Genomic DNA, 22,733 nt, shown 5'->3' with positions numbered 1-22,733 from the left:
GCTCGGCGCGGGACCGTGCAGAGGGGCCGGGGCTCCGGCCCGCCCCCTCCGTCCGGACGGAGGGGGCGGGCTGGCACCGTGGAGGGGTGACCTCCCCCGATCCCGCCGCCCTGGGGCGCGAGCGCGCCGACCTGCTGCTGACCCGCCTCGAGGCCGGTGACGACGCCGGCGCCGACACCCTGCTGGCCGAGGTCGACGAGGTGCGCGACCTGGTCTACGTCGGCGCGGCGCTCACCGCGCAGGCCCGGGCCGAGGGGCGTGCGCTGCCGCCGGCGCAGCGGGCGCAGGCCAACACCCGGCAGCTGCGGCTCGGGGCGGTCCGGGACGCCGCCCGCACCGACGTCGCCGCGCTGCGGCAGTGGCTGCGCCGCTCCGGCGAGGAGCTGCTGCTCATCCGCTCGCTGCGGGCCGCGGCCGACCGCGTCTCCTGACCTCCGGGGGTCAGACCGGGAGCGGGACCGCCGCGGTGCGCGGCTCCAGGTGCACCCCGGCGATCGTGCAGCGCACCGAGCCACCGGCCAGCTCGACCGTCGGGACGGCGACCGGCAGCAGCCGGGCCGACGCCTCGATCGCCTGGCGCTGGCCGGCGTCCAGGCTCGCCGCGGCCCGCGCGGACAGCGCCAGCACCGGGCCGTCGGCGCCCTGCACCTCGATGGCGTTGCCGGCGAACTCCCCGACCTGCCGCCCGGTGAGCGGGACGACGGTGCGCCCGGTCGCCTCCAGCCGGGCGACGAGCTCCGCCCGCTCGGCCGCCGACGGCAGCAGCTCCAGCCCGACGAGCGCGTAGTCGCCGGCCACGCTCATCATCACGTTGGTGTGGTAGACCGCCCGGCCGGCCGCGTCGACGGCGTCGAAGACCACCGGCTCGTAGCCGAAGCCGCGGCAGAAGCGGTCCAGCGCCCACGGGTCGACCCGCAGCGACCGCGCGACGTAGGCCGTGCGCGCCACGTGGTCGAGCACCATCGCGCCGGTGCCCTCGAGGTAGCGGCCGTCGTGCTCCAGGCCGGAGAGGTCGACCACCTCGTGCACCCGGTAGGCCGCCTTGAGGAACTCGACGACGTCGCCGCGCCGCTCCCCGCGCCGGTTGGCCGCGTACATCGGGAACAGCGCCACCCGGCCGTCGGCGTGGGTGGACAGCCAGTTGTTCGGGAAGACGCTGTCGGGCCGGCCGGGATCGGGATCGTCGAACAGGTGCACCGTCACGCCCGCGGCGGTGAGCGCCTCGGCCAGCGCGGTGACCTCGTCGTGGGCGCGCCGCGCGAGCACGCCCGGGTCCTCGCGGACGACGGGCACCTGGAAGGCGTTGTCCCCGAGCGTCAGCGGGTTGGGCGAGAAGGCGTGCGGGCGGACGAGGACGACGGCCGAGGGGGCCTGGGCTGCGGCCCCGGGCGTCACGAGGGGATCGGCGTGAACGCCGCGACCATCCCGAACAGGTCCTTGGGGTCGTCCGGCTCGGCGACCAGGTCGATGTCGTCGACCCACGGCGTGCCGGCGACGGCGTCGCGCACGTAGCGCAGCGCCGACAGGTCCTCGATCGCGAAGCCGACGGAGTCGAACAGCGTCACCTGGGCCGCCGAGGTGCGCCCGGCCGCCCGGCCGGTGAGCACCTGCCACAGCTCGGTGACCGGGAAGTCGGCGGGCATCGCCTGGATCTCGCCCTCGATGCGGGTCTGCGGCGGGAACTCGACGAACACCTCGACGTCCTCGCGCAGCAGGATCGTGGGGTCCAGCTCGGTCTTGCCCGGGCAGTCGCCGCCGATGGCGTTGAGGTGCATGCCCGGCTCGATCCAGTCGGCCTGCAGCACGGTGGCCCGGGCCTTGTCGGCCGTGCAGGTGGTGACGACGTCCGCGCCGCGCACCGCCTCGCGGCCGGAGGACGCCACGGTCACGTCGAAGCCCAGCGGCTCCAGGTTGCGGACCAGCTTGGCCATCGCGGCGGGGTCGGTGTCCCAGACCGTGACGTCGTTGATGCCGAGCGCCCCGCGCATGCCCAGCGCCTGGAACTCCGACTGGCTGCCGGCGCCGATGAGCGCCAGGCGCCGGGAGTCCGGCCGGGCCAGGAGGCGGGCGACCATCGCCGACGTCGCCGCCGTCCGCAGCGCGGTCAGCAGGGTCATCTCGGCGAGGAAGACCGGGTAGCCGTTGGAGACGTCGGCCAGCGCCCCGAAGGCGCTCACCGTCTGGAAGCCGCGCGCCGGGTTGCTCGGGTGCCCGTTGACGTACTTGAAGGCGTAGGTCTCGCCGTCGCTGGTCGGCATCAGCTCGATCACGCCCCAGGGCGTGTGGCTGCCGACGCGGGCGATCTTGTCGAAGGACTCCCACCGGCGGAAGTCGTCCTCGATGGAGCGGGACATCCCGGCGATGATCCGCTCCGGCCCGGTCTCGGCCGTCCAGCGGACCATGTTGCGCACGTCGACGAACGCGGTCATGCCGGAACGGTATTGCTGGGCGATCTGCACACACAATGAGCGAACGGCGCGCGTTGTGCCCAGACACCGACCACTTCAGCAAGATCAGCTGTACGTTCTGCGCATGGCCGACCTCAGTGACCTCGACCGCCGCCTGCTCTCGGCGCTGCGCGAGGACGGCCGCGCGCCGGTGGCCGAGCTGGCCCGTCGGCTCGGGGTCACCCGGGCCACGGTGACCAGCCACCTGGACCGGCTCGTGGCCGAGGACGTCATCGTCGGGTTCACGGTGCGGGTGCGGGACGAGGCCGCCGCCGGCGGGGTCCGGGCGGTGTCGCTGGTCGAGGTGGAGGGCCGCTCCACCGACGACGTCATCCGGCGCCTGCGCGGCTTCCCGGAGATCGAGTCGATGCACTCGACCAACGGCGCCTGGGACCTCGTCGCCGAGCACCGCACCACCGACCTCGTGGAGTTCGACCGGCTGCTCAACCGCATCCGGTCGGTGCCCGGGGTGATCAACAGCCAGACGAGCCTGCTGCTGACCTCCGTCCTGCGCTGAGGCCCGGGCACGCCCGGGCCCCAGCGCAGCGGTCTCAGGCCCCCGTCAGGGACACGTACGGGAGCGTCACCGGCGCCCCGCGCGTCCAGTCGAGGACGTCGGCCTGCGTGCTGCCCGGCGGCACCAGGACGTCGAGGGCGTTCGGGTCCCCCGTGTCGGTGTCGCGGGCCGCGGTGGCGTCGGTCCACTCCCCCGCGCCGCCGCCGAAGCGGTACTCCTGGATCCACGACATGCCGCGCTCGGGCGCGGACTGCCAGTAGCCCAGGTCGTAGACCGGCCGGACGTTGCCGACCCCCTCGCCGGTGCCGTCGGCGTGGCTCGCCATGACCAGCGCGTACTCGGCGCCCGCCAGGTCGAGGTCGCCCAGGGCCGAGCGCGGCACCGAGACCACGACCTGCCGGCTCTCCGGGACGGCGGTCAGCGTCGCCGCGCTGACGGTGGTCCCGGCCGCGTCCCGCACCCCGAGGTCGGTGAACCCGTCCGCGGTGACCACGAGGTCGTAGGGCGCGGCGAGCGCGGCGTTGGTGCCGGGCAGCGCCGGCACCGTCCCCTCGCCGTCCCCGGCGCGGACGTACACGTCGAACCGCTGCACCGAGATCTGGTTGCCGCCCCACGGGTTGGTGACCTCGCCGTCCAGGGTCACGACGAAGTTCACCTGCGACCCGTCGTCGTACACGCCGAAGCGGGTGACGTCGAAGGCGCCGGGCACGAAGGCGGCGTTGGTCGGGTAGACGTAGCTGCCGGGGCCGTGGTCGTCACCGGCCGGGTCGTCGACCACGCCGACCGGCGTCCCGACGGCGGTGGAGACGACGGTGCGCCGGACGACGCTCGTGCCGCCGTCCTCGCCGACCGCGACGACGGTGACCGTGTTGCGGCCGGTCGACACCGGCACCGTGGCGGTGAAGGCGCCGTCGACGACCTGCGCCGCCACCGTCCCCCCGCCGGTGGCCACGTGGACCTGCGCGCCGTCGGTCGTGCCGGTAACCTCGACCTGGCCGGCGTCGGTCCGGGCGCCGTCGGCCGGGGCCGTGACGGTGAGCGCGGGCCCCCCGGGCAGGGCGCCGTCGGCGTACCGGTCGGCGACGAGGGCCGGCGTCTCGACCGGCCGGCCGGCGTCGATGGACACCGCCAGCCGGACGAACTGCGCCATCGACCAGGCCAGCGGCGTCGCCGACCCGGTGCCCTCGCCGAAGCGGAAGCCGGCGGCGTCGGGCCGGTCCCAGACCTGCTCGGGGATCATGAGGCCCTCGTTGGCCGCGCCGGCCATGGTGCGCAGGAAGGCATCGGCGCTCCGTCCGGCCGCGAGCTCGTACTCGCCGCGCTCCCCGCTCAGCAGCGGCCACAGCCGCCCGACGCCGGTGCCGTCGTACGGGCTGCCGTCGGCCTTCTCGCCGTAGCCGTCGAAGCCGTAGCGGTACCACATGGGCCCGTGCGGGGTGTCCACGCGGATCTCGTCCAGCTCGGGCAGCGAGGCCAGCACGCTCGGGTCGTCGGCCGGACGGACGCCGAGGCGCACCAGCTCGAGGAAGCCCGCGTCGACCACCTCCCGCTCGGGGTGCCACCCGCCGCCGTTGTTGATCTCCACCCAGTCGACGCCGTCGGGGTTGCCGTTGGCGTCGATGCGGACGAAGTAGCGCCCGTCGCCGTGGGGGCCGGTCGTGGTGAACGTCCAGTCCTCGAGCCGGCGCTGCCAGTCGTCGGCCACGCCGGTGTAGAGCGCCGCGGACGCCTCGTCGCCGTTGCGCCGGGCGATCTCCGCCGCGGTCACCAGCCCGGCGATCTCGGCGGCGATGGTCGAGGGCGAGTAGCCGCCCTCCTCCTCCCACCGCTCCTGCGGCGTCGACGGGCCGCGGGCCACCAGGAAGTCGGCCGACCTCTCCACGTGCTCCCACGTGCCGGCGTCGAACCGGCCGAGCTGCCCGGCGAGGACGAGCGGCAGCGCGACCTCGTCGAGCTGCAGGCTGCCCCAGTACGGCGTCCCGTCGAGCAGGGTGTTCTGCGGGAACGAGCCGTCGGGCCGCTGCTGGACGTCGAACAGGTAGTCCAGCGACCGGTGGGCCGCGGCCTCGTCGCCGGCGGCCAGCTGCGCCGTCGCGACCTGGTAGAGGTCGCGGGCCCACACCAGGTGGTAGCCGCCGACGCCGGGCTCGTCCGCGTCGATCGCCTGGCCCCACGGCACGGTGAGCGAGGCGATGTTCGCGCCCGGGTAGGTCTTGTCCTCGTGCGCCTTGAGCGTCATCAGCGCGACGTCGTACTGCGTCCGCAGCTGCGGGTCGCCGGCCACGCTGGCGGGAGCGGCGTCGAGCGAGGCGAGGTAGCCGGCCCAGCCCTCCTCGTAGGCGTCGCGGACCGCGGGGAACGCCCGGCGCAGGGACGCCTGGGCGGTGGTGAGGGCGTCGGTGCCGGAGGGGCCGAAGCCGAGGGCGATCGTGGCCCGGAGCGTGCGGCTGGTGCCCTGGGTCGCCAGCTGGCCGACCTGGACGACGTTCCCGTCCGGCGACGAGCCGTACGTCCGGTCCAGCCGGTGGTCGTCGCGCAGGTCGGTCCAGCCGTCGCTGACCCCGGAGAAGCCGGTGGAGACGCGGGCGAACGCCGGGGAGGCGACCAGCGCCGAGGCGACGGGGGTGTCCCCGCCGGTGTCCTCGGCGACGAGCGCGCTGCCGACCGTCGAGCCGCTGTCGTGCAGGCCGCTGTTGGCCAGCGACGGGTTGTAGAGGACGTAGGCCGTGTACCGGCCGCCGTCGAGGCTGTCGACGCGGACGTCGACGAGCACGGTCGACCGGGCCGGGTCGGTGACGTAGCTCTTGGTGATCCGGTAGCGGCCGTCCCGGTCGGTGTTGACCTGCTGGTAGCTCAGCGCCCGCGGGTCGGCCAGGACGACCTCGTGCGTGGTGGCGTCCCGCTCCAGCTCGGTGAACGTGCTGCCGTCGGTGACCACGAGCTGCAGGTCCTGGACGTTGGCGACGTCGACGCGCGGGTAGTAGACCTCGCTCATCAGGCCGTCGACCAGCGTGTACCAGACCTCTGACTCCTCGGTGACCGCGGTGCCGACGCCGACCTTGGCGCCGCTGGTCCAGCTGGACCCGCCGCCGGGTGCCCCGGGGGCGACGTCCGGGGCGGCGTGCGCCGGTGCGGCGCCGAGGACGCCGGCCGCGAGGACCGCGGCGACGCACGAGCCGAGGGGCCTCCTGCGGAACGGGGTCGGGCCCCGCCGTGGACTCCGGCCGGAGCCGGGGATGGGGAGCAGCACGCGCTGACCTCTCTGTCAGGGTGTGATCGGGAGGACACGCACCGTAGGGGGCGCGTCCGGAGAGGTCAAAGCGCGCGCGGCACCCGGGTCGCCGCCCGGGCCAGCGGCAGCCCGGCCAGCAGGACGCCGGCGACGAGCACGTAGGTCCAGGGCAGCCCGACACCGGCCGCGACCAGCCCGAGGACCAGCGCGCCGATCGCCGTCCCCGCGTCGAACGAGGCGTTCCACAGCGCGCTCGCCGCGGTCGAGCCGCCCTCCCCGGCGCGGGCGAAGGCGGTGACCAGCGTGAGGTTCTGCACCGCGCCGTAGCCCGCCCCGAAGACCGCCGCCCCGACCAGCACGACGGCGTCGCCCGTGACCAGGCCGAGCGCGACGGCGGCCAGCCCGACCGCGCCCGCGACCAGGGCGGCGGGCAGCAGCCGGCGGCTGCCGAGCCGGTCGGCCAGCAGCCCCGCGCGCCAGCGGGTGAGCGCGCCGGTGATGCCGAAGACGAGCAGCGCGGCGGTGGCGAGGACGCCGTCGGGGCGCTCGATGGGCAGGAAGGTGACCACCCCGCCGCCGGCGAGGGTGACCAGCAGCAGCACCGCCGACGGCGCCAGCGCGGCGCGGGCCGCGGCGCGCGAGGACGTGCCGGCGCCGCCCTCCCAGTGCACCGAGCGGGCCAGCCCGGGTACCAGCGGCAGCGCGAGCACCGGGGAGGCGGCCAGCCACGCCAGCCAGCCGGGGTGCCCGTCGAGCACCAGCGCCACCCCGGCCGGCACCGCCACCAGGTTGGGCACCGCGATCGCCAGCCCGTAGAGCCCGATCGACTCGCCGCGGCGCTCGGGCGGCGCCACCTGCGCGGCCAGCATCGCGCCGAGCACGGTGAGCACCGCGAAGCCCGCGCCGCGCACCGCGGACACCGCCGACAGCCACGGGACGCCGTCGCCGAGGGCGTACAGCGGCGAGGGCGCGCCCAGGGCCAGCAGGCCGGCGGCGAGGACCGGGCCCAGGCCGAACCGCGCGGTCAGCGCCGGGACGACCGACTGCACCGCGATGGTCACCGCCAGGAAGACCGCGGTCACCACGCCGGCGGTGTCGGCCGACGCCCCGCCCGCCACCGCGTACGCCGGCAGCGAGGCCAGGGTCAGGCAGTAGCTGGCGAAGCCGAGCGTCGTCGCCCCCACCAGCGCCCGCATCGCCGGCAGCCGCCACAGCGACACCCGGTCCGTCGTCCCCCTGCTCACACCGCTCCCCTCCGCGGGCGTCGTCGCCCGGCCGCCCAGCATGACCGGGGATCCGGCGGCTCCCGGCAGCGGGTGGACCGGTCTCAGCCCAGGCCGGCGTCCCTCGCGCGGGCGACGGCGGCCGCGCGGTCGGGGACCTGGAGCTTGGTGAGGACCGCGGAGACGTGGTTGCGCACCGTCTTGTCCGACAGCGAGAGCCGGCGGGCGATCTGGCCGGTGGGGAGCCCGGCGGCGAGCAGCTCGAGCACCTCCCGCTCCCGGCCGGTGAGCTCCGGGAACGCCGGTGCGCGGGCGACCGGACCGGTCAGGGCGTCCACGACCCGCCGGGCCACCGCTCCCCCGTAGACGGCGTCACCGTCGGCGACGGCGAGCACGGCCCGCACGATCTCCCCGGCGTCGGCGCCCTTGAGCAGGTAGCCGCGGGCACCGGCGCGCAGCGCGCCGAAGAGGGAGGCGTCGTCCTCGTGCATGGTCAGCACGAGGACCCCGAGGCCCGGCCGGCGGCGGGTCAGCTCGTCGATCGCGGCGATGCCCGGCAGCCGGGGCATCGCCAGGTCGGTGAGGACGACGTCCGGCGCTGTCCGGGCGACGAGGGCGAGCAGCTCGGCGCCGTCGACGGCCTCGCCCACCACCTCGACCTCCGGCGCGGCGTCGAGCACCGAGCGGAGGCCGTACCGGTACATCGGGTGGTCGTCGGCCAGCACCACGCGGACGGTCACCGCTCCACCTCCAGGGGGAGGCCGGCGACGACCCGCGTGCCGCCGGGACCGCTGGTCACGGTGAGCTCGCCGCCCACCGCCCGGGCGCGCGTCCGCATCGAGGTCAGCCCGACGCCCGCGGGCAGGGCCTGGCCGTCCGCCGACGGGAAGCCCGCGCCGTCGTCGACCACCGCCACCTCGAGCCGGCCGTTGCGGGCTCGCAGTCCCACCTCGGCGCAGCGGGCGCCGGAGTGCCGGGCGACGTTGGTCAGCGCCTCCTGCGCGATCCGGTAGGCCGCCGTCTCGACCTCGGGCGGGAGGGGCGGGAGCGGCTCGGCGACCACCCGCACCGGCACCGACGGGGCGAGCGCCTCGGCGTGCCGCTGGACCGCGGCCACGAAGCCGACGTCGTCGAGCGGGGCCGGCCGGAGCCCGTCGAGGATCCGGCGCACCTCGCCGACCGCGCCGTCGACCTCCTCCCGCATCCGCGCCAGCAGCGCCCGGGTGGCCGGGTCGGCCCCCTCCCCGAGCCGGGTCTGCACCGCCTGGACCCCGAGGCCGACCCCGGCCAGCGACGGCCCGAGCCCGTCGTGCAGGTCCCGCCGGATGCGGTCACGCTCGGCGTGCGTCGCGGTGAGCACCCGGTCGCGCTCGCGCTCCAGCGACCCGGTCAGCTCGAGCGCCCGGACGACGGCGGCCACCTGGGGGGCCAGGGCCGCGAGCAGCCTCCGGTCGCCTGCCGTGAACGGCTCCCCGGGAGCGCGCTCGGTCACGCAGAGGGTGCCGACGTCCCGGCCGCCCACCCGCAGGGGGACGGCGACCACCCCGTCGTCGGGCACCGGCCGCCCCGGCCGCAGCACCCGGGCGTCCGGGGCCCGCAGCGCCGTGGCGACCGTCCCGAGGACCGCCGGCAGCAGGTCGGCCTCGTCGGCCGAGGCCACCCGGTCCCCCAACTCGGCCACCGCCGTCACCGGGTCACCGCGCCGCCCGTAGACGAACCGGTCGGCCGCCGCCTGCAGCCGGGTGCGGGCGGGGCTGAGGGCCACCGCGAGCAGGGCGGCGACCACCGCGCCGCTGACCGGGGACAGGGTCCGCCCGAGGGCGGCCGCGGTGGCGCCCGCCACGGCCAGGTACAGGGCGACGACACCGGCCGTCAGGGCCGCATAGACCAGCGTCCGGCTGACGACGATGCCGAGCAGCCGGTAGCGGACGACACCGACCAGGACGGCGCCGGGGACCATGAGGACCAGCGGCGCCACCAGCCACTCGGGGGTCCACTCACCGGCCACGAACATCGCCACCAACAGCGGGAACACGACGCAGACCAGCCAGGCCAGCTGCTGGCGCTCCGGCGACCGGGCGCGCACCAGGCGGAGCACCGTGGCGACCCAGATGACGACGGCACCCCCCACGAGCGCGACGGCAGCGACGGCCGTGACCGCCGTCCACCCGGTGCCCGACAGGTCCAGCGGCGCCCGTCCCGGTGCCACGTCGTCGTAGGCGCTCTGCGTCAGGCCCGTCACGACGGTGACGACGGCGAGCCCCCCCGAGACGGCGGCCACCGGCCACCGCCACCAGCGGGCCGGTAGCCGGCCGGTCGGGTAGAGCGCCACCAGGACGGCGGCCGGCACCACGAACGACGCCAGCCAGACCATCGCCGTCAGCGCCGCCACCCAGTCGGCCAGCGGCCAGTCCGGCTCCGCGACGCCCGCCCCGTACGCGCCGTACGCGTTCCCTCCCAGGCTGAGCGCCTGCAGCAGGCCGGTGAGGACGAGCAGCCAGCCGATCGCGTTCCGCGGGCGGAGGTGCACCAGCAGCGCACCGGTGGCCGCGCAGACCACGCTGTAGGTGCCGGCGGCCGGCGAGAACCCCAGATCCGGGACCCGGGGCGCCACCCACGCCCCCAGGGCGGTCGCGGCGGCGCACGACAGCGTCACCGCGACGGCGGCACCGGTCGTCAGGGAGCGCCTGTGCACGGCGTCAGTGTGTCGGCGGCGGCGTCCCGGACGGGTGCTCCGGCGTCCCGGTGGACCCGGGAGGTCCTCCCGGGCCGACCGGGTCACCAGGCTCATCCGCGGGGTCGTCCCGGGCGGCCACGGTCGTCCCGTCCGGCCGCGAGGGCCGGCCCGACCCGGGAGGACCCGCCATGACCACCACGTCCCCGACCCCCACCACCGCCCCCCGTCCGGCGGTCGTGCTCGACGCCCCCACCCTCGCCGGCGCCGGGACCGCGCTGGCCTGCACGCTGGTCGGCCAGTACGTCGAGACGCCCTGGAAGTCCGGCTCCGGCGAGTGGGACGTGGCCTTCGCCGGCAACGGGGGCTGGGGTTCCCTCGCGCTGCTGGTCGCCCTCGTCGCGGGAACAGCCGTCCTCGCCGGTGCCGTGGCCGCCCGCGCCCGGGCCGCCGCGCCCCGGCGCACCGCCGTCCGGGCGCTGGTCCTCGCCGGCCTGGGCGCCGTCTCGCTGCTCGTCTTCTGGACCGGCGTCCCCGCCGTCCTCGCCGGCGCCGCCACGGGCCTCGCCCTGGACGCCCGCCGCCGCCTCGGTCGGGTGCCCGCTCCCGCCGCCGTGGCCCTGACCCTCGCCGTCCTCACCGTCGCCTCCGCCCTCTGGCTGGCGTTCGCCGGCTGACCCCTCCGTCCCCGAGGAGCTCCCCGTGTCCCTGACCCCGCGCACCCGCCGCACCGCACTCGCTTCCGCCGTCCTGCTCGCGGGCGCCGGCACCGCCCTGGCCGTGGTCCCGACCGCGGCCGCCGACACGACCCTGCGGCTGACCACCGTCGCCGTCCCCGACCGCAACACCGACCTGGACCTGGGTACGCCCGGCCCGAGCGCAGGCGACACCCAGGTCTTCCTGGACGACGTCCAGCAGGACGGCCGGACGATCGGGACGAGCGCCGGCAGCTGCACCGTCACCAGCCTCTCGGAGACGCGGCTGTCGGCCGCCTGCACCGTCACGCTGGTCCTCCCCCGCGGCCAGGTCACCGCCCAGGGCGCCTTCGACGAGGACCCGAGCGCGGGCCCCGCCGGCTTCACCTGGGCGGTCACCGGCGGGACCGGCCGGTACGCGGGAGCCGAGGGCGAGGTCGTCGGCACCTTCCGGCCCGGCACCGACACGGTCGACGTCGAGGTGCGGTGGCGCTGACCCTCCCGGCCCCGGGGCCCTCCGCCGCGCGCGGGCGGCCCCGGGGTCCCGCGCGCAGCGGGTAGGGAGTGCCCGTGCTGCTCACCGTGGGCCACGGCGCCGACGACCGGACCGCCCTCGCCGCCCGGCTGTCCGCTGCCGGGGTGGACCGGGTCGTCGACGTCCGCCGCTTCCCCGGCAGCCGCAGCAACCCCGACGTCCGGCGGGAGGCGCTCGAGGAGTGGCTGCCGGCCGCGCGCATCGGCTACCGGTGGGAGGAGCGGCTCGGCGGGCGCCGCCGGCTGCCCGCGGGCGAGCCGGTGGCCGACGGCTGGTGGACCGTCGCCCAGTTCGCCGCCTACGCCGCGCACACCCGGACGGCGGAGTTCGCGGCCGCGCTCGACGGCGTGCTGGCCGAGGCGGCGCACGCGACGGTCGCGGTGATGTGCAGCGAGGGCGTGTGGTGGCGCTGCCACCGGCGGCTGGTCGCCGACGTCGCCGTCCTCGCCCGGGGCGTGCCGGTCACCCACCTCATGCCCGACGGCCGGCTCGCCCCGCACCGCCCGTCCGAGGGTGCGGTGCCGGGCGAGGACGGTCTCGTCCGCTGGCCGGGCTGACCGACGTCCTGGCTCACCGTGCTGCGTCCTGGCCCACCACCGACGGTGAGCCAGGACGCAGCACGATCAGCTCACCTGATCATCCGGCGTCAGCCCATGTGCGGGTAGCGGTGGTCGGTCGGCGGCACGAAGGTCTCCTTGACCACCCGCGTCGACGTCCAGCGCAGCAGGTTCTGCGCCGCGCCGGCCTTGTCGTTGGTGCCGCTCGCCCGGCCGCCGCCGAAGGGCTGCTGCCCGACCACGGCGCCGGTGGGCTTGTCGTTGACGTAGAAGTTGCCGGCCGCGAACCGCAGGAACCGCTCGGCGTGGGCGATGGCGGCGCGGTCCTGCGCGATGACGGCGCCGGTGAGCGCGTAGGGCGCCACCGACTCCATCTGCTCGAGCACGGCGTCGTACTCGGCGTCCTCGTAGACGTGCACCGCCAGCACCGGCCCGAAGTACTCGGTGGTGAACACCTCGTGCCCGGGGTCGGTGCCCTCGACGATCGTCGGCCGGACGAAGAAGCCCTCGCTGTCGTCGGCCTTGCCGCCGGCGACGATGGACAGCGCGGGGTCGTCCTCGACCCGGTCCAGGACGCCGGAGAGCTTGGAGAAGGACTTCCGGTCGATGACCGCGCCCATGAAGTGGGACAGGTCGGTGACGTCGCCCACCGTCAGCGACTCCGTCGTCGAGACGAGGTCGTCGCGCAGCCGCCGCCAGACCGAGCGCGGCACGTAGGCGCGCGAGGCGGCTGAGCACTTCTGCCCCTGGTACTCGAAGGCGCCGCGGACCAGCGCGGTGCGCAGCACGTCGAGGTCGGCCGAGGGGTGGGCGACGACGAAGTCCTTGCCGCCGGTCTCGCCGACGACCCGCGGGTAGCCGCGGTAGGAGGCGATGTTCTCCCCCACCGTCCGCCACAGGTGCTGGAAGACCGCCGTCGACCCGGTGAAGTGGATGCCGGCGAGGTCGCGGTCGGCGAGGACCACCTCGGAGACGGCGACGCCGTCGCCGGTGACCATGTTGACGACCCCGGGCGGCAGGCCGGCGGCCTCGAGCAGCCGCATGAGGAAGTGCGCGGCGAACTGCTGGGTGGGCGCGGGCTTCCAGACGACGGTGTTGCCCATGAGCGCCGGCGCGGTGGGCAGGTTGCCGGCGATCGCGGTGAAGTTGAACGGGGTCACCGCGTAGACCGGGCCCTCGAGCGGCCGGTGGTCGATGCGGTTCCAGGTGCCGGGCGAGGACTGCGGCTGCTCGGCGTACACCTGGCGGGCGAAGTGCACGTTGTAGCGCCAGAAGTCGGCGAGCTCGCAGGCGCTGTCGATCTCGGCCTGCTGCGCGGTCTTCGACTGGCCGAGCATCGTCGCGGCGTTGAGCGTCTGCCGCCAGGGCCCGGCGAGCAGGTCGGCGGCCTTGAGGAAGACGGCGGCGCGGTCGTCGATCGACAGGTCGCGCCAGGCCGGGGCGGCGTCCTTCGCGCAGCGCAGCGCCTCCTCGGCGTCGGCGTGCGTGGCGTGCGCGGAGGTGCCGAGGACTGCGGCGTGCCGGTGCGGCTGGACGACGTCGAACCGCTCGCCGCCGGCCATGCGCTGCCGCCCGCCGAGGGTCGAGGTGAGCTCGACCGGGGCGGCGGCGAGCTCGGCCAGGCGGGCCTCGAGCTCGGCGCGCTCGGGCGAGCCGGGGGCGTAGGTGAGCACCGGCTCGTTGCGCGGCGGGGGGACGCGGGTGGTGCCGTCCACGGGGACCTCCAGGGGGTGTGTCAGCGGGAGACGAGGGCGCGGAGGAAGAAGCGGAGGTTCGCCGGGCGCTCGGCCAGCCGGCGGACGAAGTAGCCGTACCAGTCGCGGCCGTAGGGCACGTAGGCGCGCACGCGGGTGCCGGAGGCGGCCAGCCGGCGCTGCTCGTCGACCCGGATGCCGTGCAGCATCTGCACCTCCCACGAGTCGGCGGCGCGCCCGTACTCGACGGCCAGCCGCTGGGCCAGCGCGATCATCGCCGGGTCGTGGCTGCCGACCATCGGGTAGCCCGGCCCGCGCACGAGCACGCCGAGGCAGCGGGCGTAGGCGGCGTCGACGTCGCGGCGGCCCTGGTGGGCGACCGACGGCGGCTCGTCGTAGGCGCCCTTGACCAGCCGCACCCGCGAGCCCGGCGTGGCCAGCGCCTGCACGTCGTCCTCGGTGCGGTGCAGCGCGGCCTGCAGCACCGCCCCGGTCTGCGGGTGGTCGCGGCGCAGCTCGGCGAGGACGGCGAGGGTGGCGTCGACGGTCGAGGAGTCCTCCATGTCGAGGGTGACCGTGGTGCCGATCCGCGCCGCGCACTCGACCACGGGCCGGACCAGCTCCAGCGAGAGGTCCTCCCCGCCGGGCAGCGCCTGGCCGAAGGCGGACAGCTTGACCGACACCTCGGCGCGCGGGCCGAGGCCCAGCGGCGCCAGCGCCTCGAGGAGGGCGAGGTAGGCGTCGCGGGAGGCGCGCGCCTCGGCGGGGTCGGTGACGTCCTCACCGAGGTGGTCGAGGGTCACCTCGATGCCCTCCCCGGTGAGCCGGCCGACGACGGCGAGCGCGTCGGGCAGCGTCTCGCCGGCCACGAACCGCTCGACCACGCGCCGGGTCACCGGGGTGCCCACGAGCGCGCGGCGCAGCGCCGGGCGGCGGGAGGCCCCCAGCAGCAGGGTCTTCGTGGTGAGCACCGGCCACCTCCGTCGTCGTGACTGGCCTCGAACGCTAGGAGCGCCCGATCGGGTCCACCAGGGACGGACGTACGGACTCCGGACGTCCGGTTTCATACAGTCGTACGGTGCGCGACGACCTGCAGGACGTGGTGGACGAGGTCGCCCGGCTGCTGCACGCCCCGGCCACGCTCGAGGACGTCGACTTCACGCTGCTGGCCTTCGCCGCGCACCCCCTCGACGGCGGCGACACCGCGATGGACGCCGTCCGCACCCGGTCGATCCTCGGCCGCGGCTCCACCCCGGACACCCGCCGCTGGTTCGAGGACCTCGGCATCGCCACCGCGCAGCGGCCGGTGCGCACCCCCGCCGACCCGGCCGCGGGGATCCTCACCCGCCTGCTGCTGCCGGTCCGGCACGGTGGCCGCACCCTCGGCTACCTCTGGCTGCTCGACGGCGGCCGCACCGATCCCGACGACGACGCCGACCCGGACCTGGCCGCGGCGGTGGGCCTCGCCGCCCGCGCGGGACGGCTGCTGGCCGGCGGGGACGACGACGGCGACCTCGGCGAGGCCCTGGCCGCGGCGCTCGCCGGCACCGCGCCGGCGCGGGAGCGGGCGACGCGCACCCTGACCGCCCGGCTCGGCGCGGACACCCCGCTGGCGCTGGTCGCGCTGCGGGGCGCGCTCCCCGAGGGGCAGCGGCTCCCGCCGGCCGCGGCGGTGCTCGGCGAGGACCGCCGCGAGGCCGCCGTCCTCGTCCGGCTGGCCCGGCCCGGCGACCTGCGCCCGGCCGCGACCACCGCGTCCGCGGCGCTCGCCCGGATGCCCGTCGGCGCGGCCGCGGGGGTGTCCGACCCCGCCACGGGTCCCGCCGGCCTGCCCGCGTGCTGGGCGCAGGCCCGCACCGCGGCCCGGGTCGCGGCCGTGGCGCCGGGGCTCGCGCCGGTGGCCCGCTGGTCCGAGCTCGGCGGCTGGCGGGCCGCCGCGGCCCTGCCCGCGCCCGACCCGGCGGTCGCGCCGCTGCTCGCCGACCCGGTGCTCGCCGCCACGGCCGAGGCCTACCTCGACGCAGCCGGCAGCGTGGTCCGGACGTCGGCGGCGCTGTCGATCCACCGGCAGACGCTGTACTACCGGCTGGGCCGGATCACCGCGCTGACCGGCCTGGACCTGGCCGACGGCGACACCCGGCTGCTGGCGCACGCCTCGCTGCGCCGCGCCCGGCTGCCCTGACCGTCCGCCTCCCCGAGCCGCTGCCCGGCGGCGGCCAGCACCCGCGGCACCAGCCGGCGGTGCACGGCCGACAGCGGCGGCCACAGCAGCCGGCCCCGCAGCCGGTCGTAGGACAGGCACGTCGTCCCGCCGGGACGAGGCGGTCGCCGCGCGCCTGCGCCGGGTCGACGAGCGGCGCATGGGGCTGCTGCGCGAGCTGATCGGCACGTTCTGCGCCGACCCCGACGAGGTGGAGGCGCGCGCCCTGACCGCCTTCTGCCTGGCGATCGGCGAGCACCTCCTCGCCACCGGCCACGGGGGGCGCACCCGGGCGCAGGTCCTCGCCCGCGCCGCCGACCTGCTGCTGGACCGTCCGCCGCGGTCCTGACCCGCCGGAGGGGAACTGTTGCGCACTGCACCTTCTCCCCCGCGACGCTGTCCGGGGCGTGACCTACGCTCGAAGGGCTGATGGCTGCGGGAGGAGAGGCGTTGCCTCGAGACGCGGGCGGCGCCGGCGACGTCCTCCGGGACCTGCGCACGGCCACCGCCGTGGAGCACGGACAGGTCGAGGCCACCCTCGACCTCATGGACCCCGCGCTGGACCGCGGCCGGCTGGTCACCGTCCTGGCGCGGCTGCACGCCTTCTGGGCCGCGGCCGAGGCCGGGCTGGACGACTGGGCCGCCCGCCACCCCGCCGACGCCGCCGCCCTCGACTGGGCGCGCCGCCGCCGCACCGGCCTCTACGCCGCCGACCTGGCCGCGCTGGGCGGCTCCGCCGACGCCGGCCGGCCGGACCTGCCCGCCGTCCCGGGCACCGACGAGGCGCTGGGCCGGCTGTACGTGATGGAGGGCTCGACCCTCGGCGGCACCTTCATCGACCGCCACCTGGCGGCCCTGCCGGGGCTGCCCCGGCTGCGCTGCTTCAGCCCCTACGACGGGGACACCGGCGCGATGTGGGCCGCGTTCCGCCGGGTCACCCGGGCGCACGTCGCGGGCGCCGGGGACGCCGGGCGGGTGGTCGCCGCGGCCCGGGAGACCTTCGCCGTCCTCGCCGACTGGTGCGCCCCGGCGGCGCAGGGGGCCACCGCGTGACCGACGTCGACGCCACCTCCGGGGCGGACACCGCCGGGGCGGACGTCGCGTGGCTCTCGCCGGGTGAGCCGGTCGACCTGGACAACTGCGCCCGCGAGCCGATCCACGTCCCGGGCAGCGTCCAGCCGCGCGGCGTGCTGCTGGCGGTCAGCGAGCCGGACCTGGTCGTCGTCCAGGCGTCGGAGAACCTCGCCGGGCTGACCGGCGTCGTCTGGTCCGACGCGCTCGGCCGCCCGCTCGCCGACGTCATCGGGGTGGCGCAGACCGAGGCCGTCGTCCGCTCGGCCAGCGCGTTCGGCGACCTGCGCGAGCGCAACCCGGTGGAGGTCACCCTCGACGTCGACGGCGACCCCGTGCCGGTGGACGCGATCCTGCACCGGGCGGTGCTCGGCGGCCGGGACGAGCACGGCCGGGCGGACGACGGCGACGCGCCGCTGACCAACCTCGTCGTGGAGCTCGAGCCCGCGCGCGGGCCGCGGCCGTTCTCCTTCCCGAACACCTACCAGGCGGTGCGCGGGACCATCGCCGAGCTCAACCGGGCCTCCACGCTGCAGGAGCTCTACGAGATCACCGCGCGGGCGATCCGCGCGCTCACCGGCTTCGACCGGGTGATGGTCTACCGCTACGACGCCGACTACAACGGCGAGGTCGTGGCCGAGGCGAAGGCCGCGGACCTCAACTCCTTCCTCGGCCTGCACTACCCGGCCTCGGACATCCCGGCTCAGGCCCGGGCGCTGTACGAGAAGAACTGGATCCGGCTGATCAGCGACGTCGGCTACGTCCCCAGCCGCATCCAGCCGGCCGCGCACCCGGCCACCGGCCGGCCGCTGGACCTCACCTACTCGACGCTGCGCAGCGTCTCGCCGATCCACGTCGAGTACCTGCAGAACATGGGCGTGCGCGCCTCCATGTCGATCTCACTGCTGCAGGACGACCGCCTGTGGGGCCTCATCGCCTGCCACCACTACTCGGGCCCGCACCAGCCGCCCTACGCCACCCGCGCCGCGGCCGAGTTCCTCGGCTCGACGCTGTCGCTGCGCCTGGTCGACCGCACCGCCGAGGACGAGGTGCACCGGGCGCTGCAGGTCCGCTCCACGCTGGCCTGGCTGACCGCGTCCACCCTGGACGAGGACCGCGCGCTGGCCGACACGCTGCTCGGCACCACCAGCCTGCTCGACGTGCTGCCCGCCGACGGCGTGGCCGTCTGCCTGCAGGGCAGCCGCGGCACCAAGGGCGCGGACCTGCCGGACGACGTCGTCGAGCGGGTCGTGGCCTGGGCCGCCGCCCGCGGCGCGGACGTGGTGGCCACCGACGCCCTGCAGCGCGAGGCGCCGGAGCTCGGCGTCCCGGTCGAGGTCGCCTGCGGCGTGCTCGTGCTGCCGCTGCCCGAGGGCCAGTACGTGCTGTGGCACCGGCGCGAGGTGGTGCGGCACGTCGACTGGGGCGGCGACCCGCACAACAAGGCGATCGCCGAGCGGGAGGGCGACGACGTCCGGCTCAGCCCGCGCAAGAGCTTCGACCGCTGGCGGGAGACGGTCCGCGAGCGCTCGCACCCGTGGACGCCGCAGGAACGCGCCGAGGTGGTGCAGCTGCGCAGCCACCTGCTCGAGGCGCTCTACGCCCGTTCGCGCAGCATCGTCCGCGCCGCGGAGACGCTGCAGCGCAGCCTGCTGTCCGAGCCGCCGCAGCCCGGCCACCTGCAGATGGCGGTGCGCTACGTGCCGGCCACCCGCGAGGCCCAGGTCGGCGGCGACTGGTACGACGCCTTCGTCCAGCCCGACGGCTCGACGATGCTGGTCATCGGCGACGTCGTCGGCCACGACGTCCAGGCCGCCGCCTGCATGGCCCAGCTGCGGGGGCTGCTGCGCGGCATCGCCTACGACAGCGGGGACAGCCCGGCGGCGGTGCTCACCCGGCTGGACGCGGCGATCGAGGGGCTGCAACTCGGCGCCATGGCCACCGTGCTGGTCGGCCGGCTCGAGCAGACCGACGACGACCGCGCCGCCGGGGTCACCCGCCTGCGGTGGGCCAGCGCCGGCCACCTGCCCCCGCTGGCCGCCGGCCCCGACGGCACCAGCGCCCCGCTCGACGGCGGCCGGCCGGGCCTGCTGCTCGGGGTGAGCCCGGAGGCGGTCCGCACCGACGCCGAGGTGGTCCTCGCCCGCGGCTCCACGGTGCTGCTGTTCACCGACGGCCTGGTCGAGCGCCGGGCCGACGGCTTCGACGACGGCGTCGACCGGCTCGCGCACGCCCTCGCGGAGCTGCGCGACCGGCCGGTGGACGAGGTCTGCGACGAGGTCCTGGCGCGGATGGTCCCCGACGGCGCCGAGGACGACGTCGCCCTGGTCGCCGTCCGCCTCGCCCCGGAGGAGTAGCTCCCGGGGAGTGGCCGTGCACTTCCGCGGAGGTGCACCGGGCATCTCCGCGGAAGTGCACGGACTCAGCCGGCGGGCGGGTCCGAGAAGCCGGCCGTCAGGCCGTCGTCCTGGGGACCGCCGTCGTCGGGCAGCGGCGCCTCGTCCTCCGCGGCGCGGACCTCGGCCTCGGTGCCGTCGGTCGGGGCGTCGACGCCGCGCGTCAGCTCGGCGAGCAGCCGCTGCTCGTCGGGGCGCAGGTCGCCGCCGCCGAGGTGCTCCCCCGGCTGGCCGGCGTCCGAGCCGGAGGCCATGCCGCTGTCGGGGAGGTCCGGGTCGGTCATCGGGACCTCCATCAGCGCGGGAAGTTGGGCTCGAGCCGCGGCACCACCTGCATCTCCGGCACGAAGGCCGAGGGGTGCAGCAGGAGCAGCGTGCGGACGGTGTCGGCCACCGCCGACGGCGGCATCATCAGGTGCCCGGGGATGCCCCACTGCTCCATCATCGGCGTGTCCATCGCGGCCGGGATGACGCTCATGACCCGCGCCGGGAAGGGGCGCTCGCTGCCGTCCTCGAGCGTCACGGCCTTCTCCCGCAGCTCGCGCTGGATGCAGCGGGTGGCGTTGAGGAAGCCGGCCTTGGAGCCGTTGTAGGCGATCGCGCCGCTGCCCGAGGTGATCGCCGACAGCGACACTACGTGCACGACGTCGGCGGTGCGGCCCTCCGGCAGGTGCTGCACCCGCTTCACGAACTCGCTGGTGAGGAAGATCGGGCCCTCGCAGTTGACCGCCATGACGCGGCGGTAGTCGTCGAGGTCGATGTCGGTGACGTAGCCCGGGCGGTCGATGCCGGCCACGTTGACCAGGACGTCGAAGGCGTCGCCGTGCTGGTCGAAGAGCCGGGCCACGACCTCGCGGCGGCTGGCGTCGTCGGTGACGTCCAGCGGGACGACCTCGGCGCTGCCGCCGGCGTCGGTCACCAGCTCGCGGGTGCGCTCGCTGCCGTCGGCGTCGATGTCGGCGACGACGACGTGCGCGCCGGCCTCGGCCAGCGACACGCACGTCGCCCGGCCCAGCCCGCTGGCCCCGCCGGTGACCAGCGCCACGCGGCCCTTCAGCTCCCCTGCCACCCGTTCCTCCGTCCTCCGGCCCCTACCGGTACACGACCAGCGGGACCGTGATCACGATGCGTCCCCGCCACTCTCGCCGAGGTCCGCGCGGCCCGCAGGTCGGAGCGGTCAGGCCGGGGAGGACCAGACGTCGGCGAGGGTCACCGTCTGCAGCTGCCGGGTCTCGATCAGCTCCAGCATCCGGTCGAGGACGGTGGTGATGGCCGGCTGGTTGGCGTGGCCGACGATGATCGCCCGGGCGGCGAACCACTGCTCCGCGGCGGCCATGAGCTCCTCGGCGCCGATCGCGCGCGCGTCGTCGAAGGTGCCGTTCCACATGACGGTGGTCGGGTGGCCGAGGTCGGCGGCGATGGCGTCGACGCGCTCGTCGTGCGAGCCGAACGGCGGCCGCCAGAACGGGGTGTCGGTGACGCCGAGGGTGCGGCGCATGAACTCCTGGTTGCGCCGCAGCTCCTCGGCCACCTCGGCGTCGGAGACGGTGGTGAGGTCCGGGTGCGACCAGGTGTGGTTGCCGAAGGCGACCTGGCCGGACTCGATGAGCGGCCACAGGTCGCGGGCGTTGTCGCCCCACGTGCGGTAGCTGCCGTTGGGGAAGAACGTCAGCCGGGTGCCGGTCTCGCGGGCGAGGGTGACCAGCGCCGCGACCACCTCGCCGTCGCTGCCGTCGTCGATGGTCAGGGCCAGCTGGTTGCCCCTGCCGGGGATCTGGTCGACGACGCCGGCCGGGGCGGGGACGGCGACCAGGCCGCCCGGGCCGGTCGGGGTGGCCGCCGCGGCGGGCGGCGGGGCGACGAGGTCGGGTGCCGCCAGGTCCAGCTCGGCGGCGCCGCGCCCGACGGCGGCCCCGGCGAGTCCGGTGGCGAGCAGGAGGAGGAAGCCCCGGCGGTCCACGCGGCGGACGCTAGGAGGGCGCTCCGGCGCGTCCGGCGCAGCGACACGAGCGGCCGGGCGCGCCCGCCACCGTCCGTGTCCTGGCGACTACCGGCTCCCGGGGACCAGGCCGGCCTGCTCGATCAGGCGCGCCTGCTCGCGGCACCAGGGCGACCACTCGTCGCGCTCGGAGTCCTCCTGGCGGCGGCGGAACGCCGCCCACTCCAGCAGCTCCCACTCCCCCACCTCGGCCGGGTCGGGGTCGGGCGTGCCGGTGAAGCGGCCCAGGTAGACCGGGCAGACCTCGTTCTCGACGACGCCGCGGAACTCGGCGCGGTAGCGGTAGCCGGGCAGCGCCGGGCGCAGGTCGGCCACCTGCAGGCCCAGCTCCTGCGCGGCGCGGCGGGCGATCGCGGTGCCGTCGTCCTCGCCGGGGCCGGGGTGGCCGCAGACGGTGTTGGTCCACATGCCCGGGAAGGTCTGCTTGTCCGCGGCGCGCCGGGTGACCAGCAGCCGGCCGTCGTCGGCGAACAGGTAGGCGGAGAACGCCCGGTGGAGCGGCGTCTCGCCGTGGTGCACCAGCGGCTTGGGCAGGGTGCCGATCGGCGTCCCGTCGTCGTCGACCAGCACGATCAGCTCCGCCGCGGTCACCGTCACCGGCCCATCCTCCCCGATACCGGGGGTTCCGGCAGCCGCCGGGCGGGCACCGGAGGGGCATGCAGGGGTTCCGGAACGACGGCCTGACCTTCGACGTCCGCGACGACGGCCCGCCCGGCGGCGAGCCGGTGGTGCTCCTGCACGGCTTCCCGCAGGACGCCAGCGCCTTCGACCGGATGGCGCCGCTGCTGCACGCCGCGGGCCTGCGCACCCTGGCGGTCGACCAGCGCGGCTACAGCCCGGGCGCCCGGCCGCGCGGGCGGGCGGCCTACCGGCTGCGCGCGGTGGCCGGCGACGTCCTGGCCCTGCTCGACGCCGCGGGGCTGGAGAGCGCGCACGTCGTCGGGCACGACTGGGGCGGCGCGGTCGCCTGGGCGCTGGGCTCCTGGCACCCGGACCGGGTGCGCACGCTGACCTCGCTGTCCACCCCGCACCCGGCCGCGGTGGCGCGCGCGGTGCTCACCAGCGACCAGGGGCTGCGCTCGTCCTACATGGCCGCCTTCCAGGTCCCCCTGCTGCCCGAGCGGCTGCTGCTCGCCCGCGGCGGCGCGGCGCTGCGCGGCGTGCTGGAGAACGGCGGGCTGCCCACGGACGCCGTCGACCGGTACGTCGAGCGCATGCGCGAGCCGGGGGCGCTGTCGAGCGCGCTGGCCTGGTACCGGGCGGTGCCCTTCGGCGCGCGCGACGCCGTCGGCGAGGTCACCGCGCCGGCGCTGCACGTGTGGAGCACCGGCGACACGTTCCTCGGCCGCGCCGCCACCGAGCGCACGCGCGACCACGTGCGCGGCCCCTACCGGCTCGAGGTGCTCGAGGACGTGCCGCACTGGATCCCCGAGCTCGCCGCCGAGCGCACCGCCGCCCTGGTCGTCGAGCACACCCGGGCGGCGGCCTGAGGC

Annotated in this window: 22 protein-coding genes; 10 read left to right on the top strand and 12 right to left on the bottom strand. The window is 76.5% G+C overall.

Annotated features, from left to right (window positions below):
* Positions 1–86: 86 nt before the first annotated feature.
* A complete protein-coding gene (locus ACI8AR_RS10855; RefSeq protein WP_457051034.1) occupies positions 87–431 on the top strand; it encodes a hypothetical protein in 345 nt (114 codons plus the stop codon).
* 10 nt (positions 432–441) lie between these two features.
* Here ACI8AR_RS10855 and ctlX read toward each other — a convergent pair whose 3' ends face one another.
* Together ctlX and ACI8AR_RS10845 are read right to left on the bottom strand one after the other, a co-directional pair.
* Complete coding sequence (gene ctlX, locus ACI8AR_RS10850) at positions 442–1,395, bottom strand: citrulline utilization hydrolase CtlX (protein ID WP_457051033.1); 954 nt, start codon at positions 1,393–1,395, stop codon at positions 442–444.
* Complete coding sequence (locus tag ACI8AR_RS10845) at positions 1,392–2,429, bottom strand: ornithine cyclodeaminase (protein ID WP_457051032.1); 1,038 nt, start codon at positions 2,427–2,429, stop codon at positions 1,392–1,394. The genes ctlX and ACI8AR_RS10845 overlap by 4 nt, the downstream gene beginning before the upstream one ends.
* Before the next feature lie 103 nt (positions 2,430–2,532).
* Here ACI8AR_RS10845 and ACI8AR_RS10840 point away from each other — a divergent pair, with 103 nt between their 5' ends.
* Positions 2,533–2,964, top strand: a complete 432-nt coding sequence (locus tag ACI8AR_RS10840; RefSeq protein ID WP_456925970.1) for an Lrp/AsnC family transcriptional regulator — start codon at positions 2,533–2,535, stop codon at positions 2,962–2,964.
* 34 nt (positions 2,965–2,998) lie between these two features.
* Here ACI8AR_RS10840 and ACI8AR_RS10835 read toward each other — a convergent pair whose 3' ends face one another.
* From ACI8AR_RS10835 to ACI8AR_RS10820, 4 genes are all read right to left on the bottom strand, one after another.
* The gene (locus ACI8AR_RS10835) at positions 2,999–6,214 is read right to left on the bottom strand and encodes a glucan 1,4-alpha-glucosidase (protein ID WP_457051031.1); all 3,216 of its coding nucleotides are present in this window, start codon (positions 6,212–6,214) and stop codon (positions 2,999–3,001) included.
* A 65-nt stretch (positions 6,215–6,279) separates the two neighbouring features.
* The gene (locus tag ACI8AR_RS10830) at positions 6,280–7,440 is read right to left on the bottom strand and encodes an MFS transporter (RefSeq protein ID WP_457051030.1); all 1,161 of its coding nucleotides are present in this window, start codon (positions 7,438–7,440) and stop codon (positions 6,280–6,282) included.
* Positions 7,441–7,523: 83 nt separating this feature from the next.
* On the bottom strand, positions 7,524–8,159 hold the full coding sequence (locus tag ACI8AR_RS10825) for a response regulator (RefSeq protein ID WP_457051029.1): 636 nt from the start codon (positions 8,157–8,159) through the stop codon (positions 7,524–7,526).
* A complete protein-coding gene (locus tag ACI8AR_RS10820; RefSeq protein ID WP_457051028.1) occupies positions 8,156–10,114 on the bottom strand; it encodes a histidine kinase in 1,959 nt (652 codons plus the stop codon). The genes ACI8AR_RS10825 and ACI8AR_RS10820 overlap by 4 nt, the downstream gene beginning before the upstream one ends.
* Before the next feature lie 170 nt (positions 10,115–10,284).
* On the opposite strand from ACI8AR_RS10820, the gene ACI8AR_RS10815 reads away from it, so the two are divergent.
* The 3 genes from ACI8AR_RS10815 to ACI8AR_RS10805 all read left to right on the top strand — a co-directional run bounded on the left by ACI8AR_RS10815 (position 10,285) and on the right by ACI8AR_RS10805 (position 11,880).
* Positions 10,285–10,770, top strand: coding sequence for a hypothetical protein (locus ACI8AR_RS10815; protein WP_457051027.1), 486 nt, complete (start codon positions 10,285–10,287; stop codon positions 10,768–10,770).
* Between the two features lie 25 nt (positions 10,771–10,795).
* The gene (locus ACI8AR_RS10810) at positions 10,796–11,284 is read left to right on the top strand and encodes an allene oxide cyclase barrel-like domain-containing protein (protein ID WP_457051026.1); all 489 of its coding nucleotides are present in this window, start codon (positions 10,796–10,798) and stop codon (positions 11,282–11,284) included.
* Between the two features lie 74 nt (positions 11,285–11,358).
* On the top strand, positions 11,359–11,880 hold the full coding sequence (locus tag ACI8AR_RS10805; protein ID WP_457051025.1) for a DUF488 domain-containing protein: 522 nt from the start codon (positions 11,359–11,361) through the stop codon (positions 11,878–11,880).
* An 89-nt stretch (positions 11,881–11,969) separates the two neighbouring features.
* Here ACI8AR_RS10805 and pruA read toward each other — a convergent pair whose 3' ends face one another.
* Positions 11,970–13,595 carry an L-glutamate gamma-semialdehyde dehydrogenase gene (gene pruA / locus ACI8AR_RS10800; protein WP_457051024.1) on the bottom strand — a complete coding sequence of 542 codons (1,626 nt, stop codon included), beginning with the start codon at positions 13,593–13,595 and terminating at the stop codon, positions 11,970–11,972.
* Between the two features lie 20 nt (positions 13,596–13,615).
* Positions 13,616–14,545 (bottom strand): proline dehydrogenase family protein, encoded by a 930-nt coding sequence (locus ACI8AR_RS10795; protein WP_457051023.1) that lies wholly within the window; start codon positions 14,543–14,545, stop codon positions 13,616–13,618.
* Between the two features lie 107 nt (positions 14,546–14,652).
* Between ACI8AR_RS10795 and ACI8AR_RS10790 the strand changes: the two genes are divergently transcribed.
* The 4 genes from ACI8AR_RS10790 to ACI8AR_RS10775 all read left to right on the top strand — a co-directional run bounded on the left by ACI8AR_RS10790 (position 14,653) and on the right by ACI8AR_RS10775 (position 19,202).
* Positions 14,653–15,756 carry a PucR family transcriptional regulator gene (locus ACI8AR_RS10790; protein ID WP_457051022.1) on the top strand — a complete coding sequence of 368 codons (1,104 nt, stop codon included), beginning with the start codon at positions 14,653–14,655 and terminating at the stop codon, positions 15,754–15,756.
* A 178-nt stretch (positions 15,757–15,934) separates the two neighbouring features.
* On the top strand, positions 15,935–16,123 hold the full coding sequence (locus ACI8AR_RS10785; RefSeq protein ID WP_457051021.1) for a hypothetical protein: 189 nt from the start codon (positions 15,935–15,937) through the stop codon (positions 16,121–16,123).
* A gap of 101 nt (positions 16,124–16,224) precedes the next feature.
* The gene (locus ACI8AR_RS10780; protein ID WP_457051020.1) at positions 16,225–16,827 is read left to right on the top strand and encodes a biliverdin-producing heme oxygenase; all 603 of its coding nucleotides are present in this window, start codon (positions 16,225–16,227) and stop codon (positions 16,825–16,827) included.
* A complete protein-coding gene (locus ACI8AR_RS10775; RefSeq protein WP_457051019.1) occupies positions 16,824–19,202 on the top strand; it encodes a SpoIIE family protein phosphatase in 2,379 nt (792 codons plus the stop codon). Before ACI8AR_RS10780 ends, ACI8AR_RS10775 begins: the two co-directional genes overlap by 4 nt.
* Before the next feature lie 65 nt (positions 19,203–19,267).
* Here ACI8AR_RS10775 and ACI8AR_RS10770 read toward each other — a convergent pair whose 3' ends face one another.
* The 4 genes from ACI8AR_RS10770 to idi all read right to left on the bottom strand — a co-directional run bounded on the left by ACI8AR_RS10770 (position 19,268) and on the right by idi (position 21,837).
* On the bottom strand, positions 19,268–19,525 hold the full coding sequence (locus tag ACI8AR_RS10770; RefSeq protein ID WP_457051018.1) for a hypothetical protein: 258 nt from the start codon (positions 19,523–19,525) through the stop codon (positions 19,268–19,270).
* A gap of 11 nt (positions 19,526–19,536) precedes the next feature.
* Positions 19,537–20,310, bottom strand: coding sequence for an SDR family NAD(P)-dependent oxidoreductase (locus ACI8AR_RS10765; RefSeq protein ID WP_457051017.1), 774 nt, complete (start codon positions 20,308–20,310; stop codon positions 19,537–19,539).
* A 108-nt stretch (positions 20,311–20,418) separates the two neighbouring features.
* Positions 20,419–21,201, bottom strand: a complete 783-nt coding sequence (locus tag ACI8AR_RS10760) for a polysaccharide deacetylase family protein (protein WP_457051016.1) — start codon at positions 21,199–21,201, stop codon at positions 20,419–20,421.
* A gap of 87 nt (positions 21,202–21,288) precedes the next feature.
* Entirely contained in the window at positions 21,289–21,837 is a 549-nt protein-coding gene (gene idi, locus ACI8AR_RS10755; RefSeq protein WP_457051015.1) for an isopentenyl-diphosphate Delta-isomerase, read from the bottom strand.
* A gap of 59 nt (positions 21,838–21,896) precedes the next feature.
* On the opposite strand from idi, the gene ACI8AR_RS10750 reads away from it, so the two are divergent.
* A complete protein-coding gene (locus tag ACI8AR_RS10750; protein WP_457051014.1) occupies positions 21,897–22,730 on the top strand; it encodes an alpha/beta fold hydrolase in 834 nt (277 codons plus the stop codon).
* Positions 22,731–22,733 lie beyond the last annotated feature (3 nt).

This window comes from Geodermatophilus sp. SYSU D01036, assembly GCF_054050435.1.
The sequence above is the reverse complement of the archived record's forward strand: the minus strand, read 5'-3'. Positions and strand labels throughout refer to the sequence as shown.

What these genes read in the sequence shown, in the direction of transcription:
- ACI8AR_RS10845 (WP_457051032.1), bottom strand. Translation starts at nt 2,429, where the DNA reads ATGACCGCGTTCGTCGACGTGCGCAACATGGTCCGCTGGACGGCCGAG.
- ACI8AR_RS10840 (WP_456925970.1), top strand. Translation starts at nt 2,533, where the DNA reads ATGGCCGACCTCAGTGACCTCGACCGCCGCCTGCTCTCGGCGCTGCGC.
- ACI8AR_RS10815 (WP_457051027.1), top strand. Translation starts at nt 10,285, where the DNA reads ATGACCACCACGTCCCCGACCCCCACCACCGCCCCCCGTCCGGCGGTC.
- ACI8AR_RS10785 (WP_457051021.1), top strand. Translation starts at nt 15,935, where the DNA reads ATGGGGCTGCTGCGCGAGCTGATCGGCACGTTCTGCGCCGACCCCGAC.
- ACI8AR_RS10770 (WP_457051018.1), bottom strand. Translation starts at nt 19,525, where the DNA reads ATGACCGACCCGGACCTCCCCGACAGCGGCATGGCCTCCGGCTCGGAC.
- ACI8AR_RS10750 (WP_457051014.1), top strand. Translation starts at nt 21,897, where the DNA reads ATGCAGGGGTTCCGGAACGACGGCCTGACCTTCGACGTCCGCGACGAC.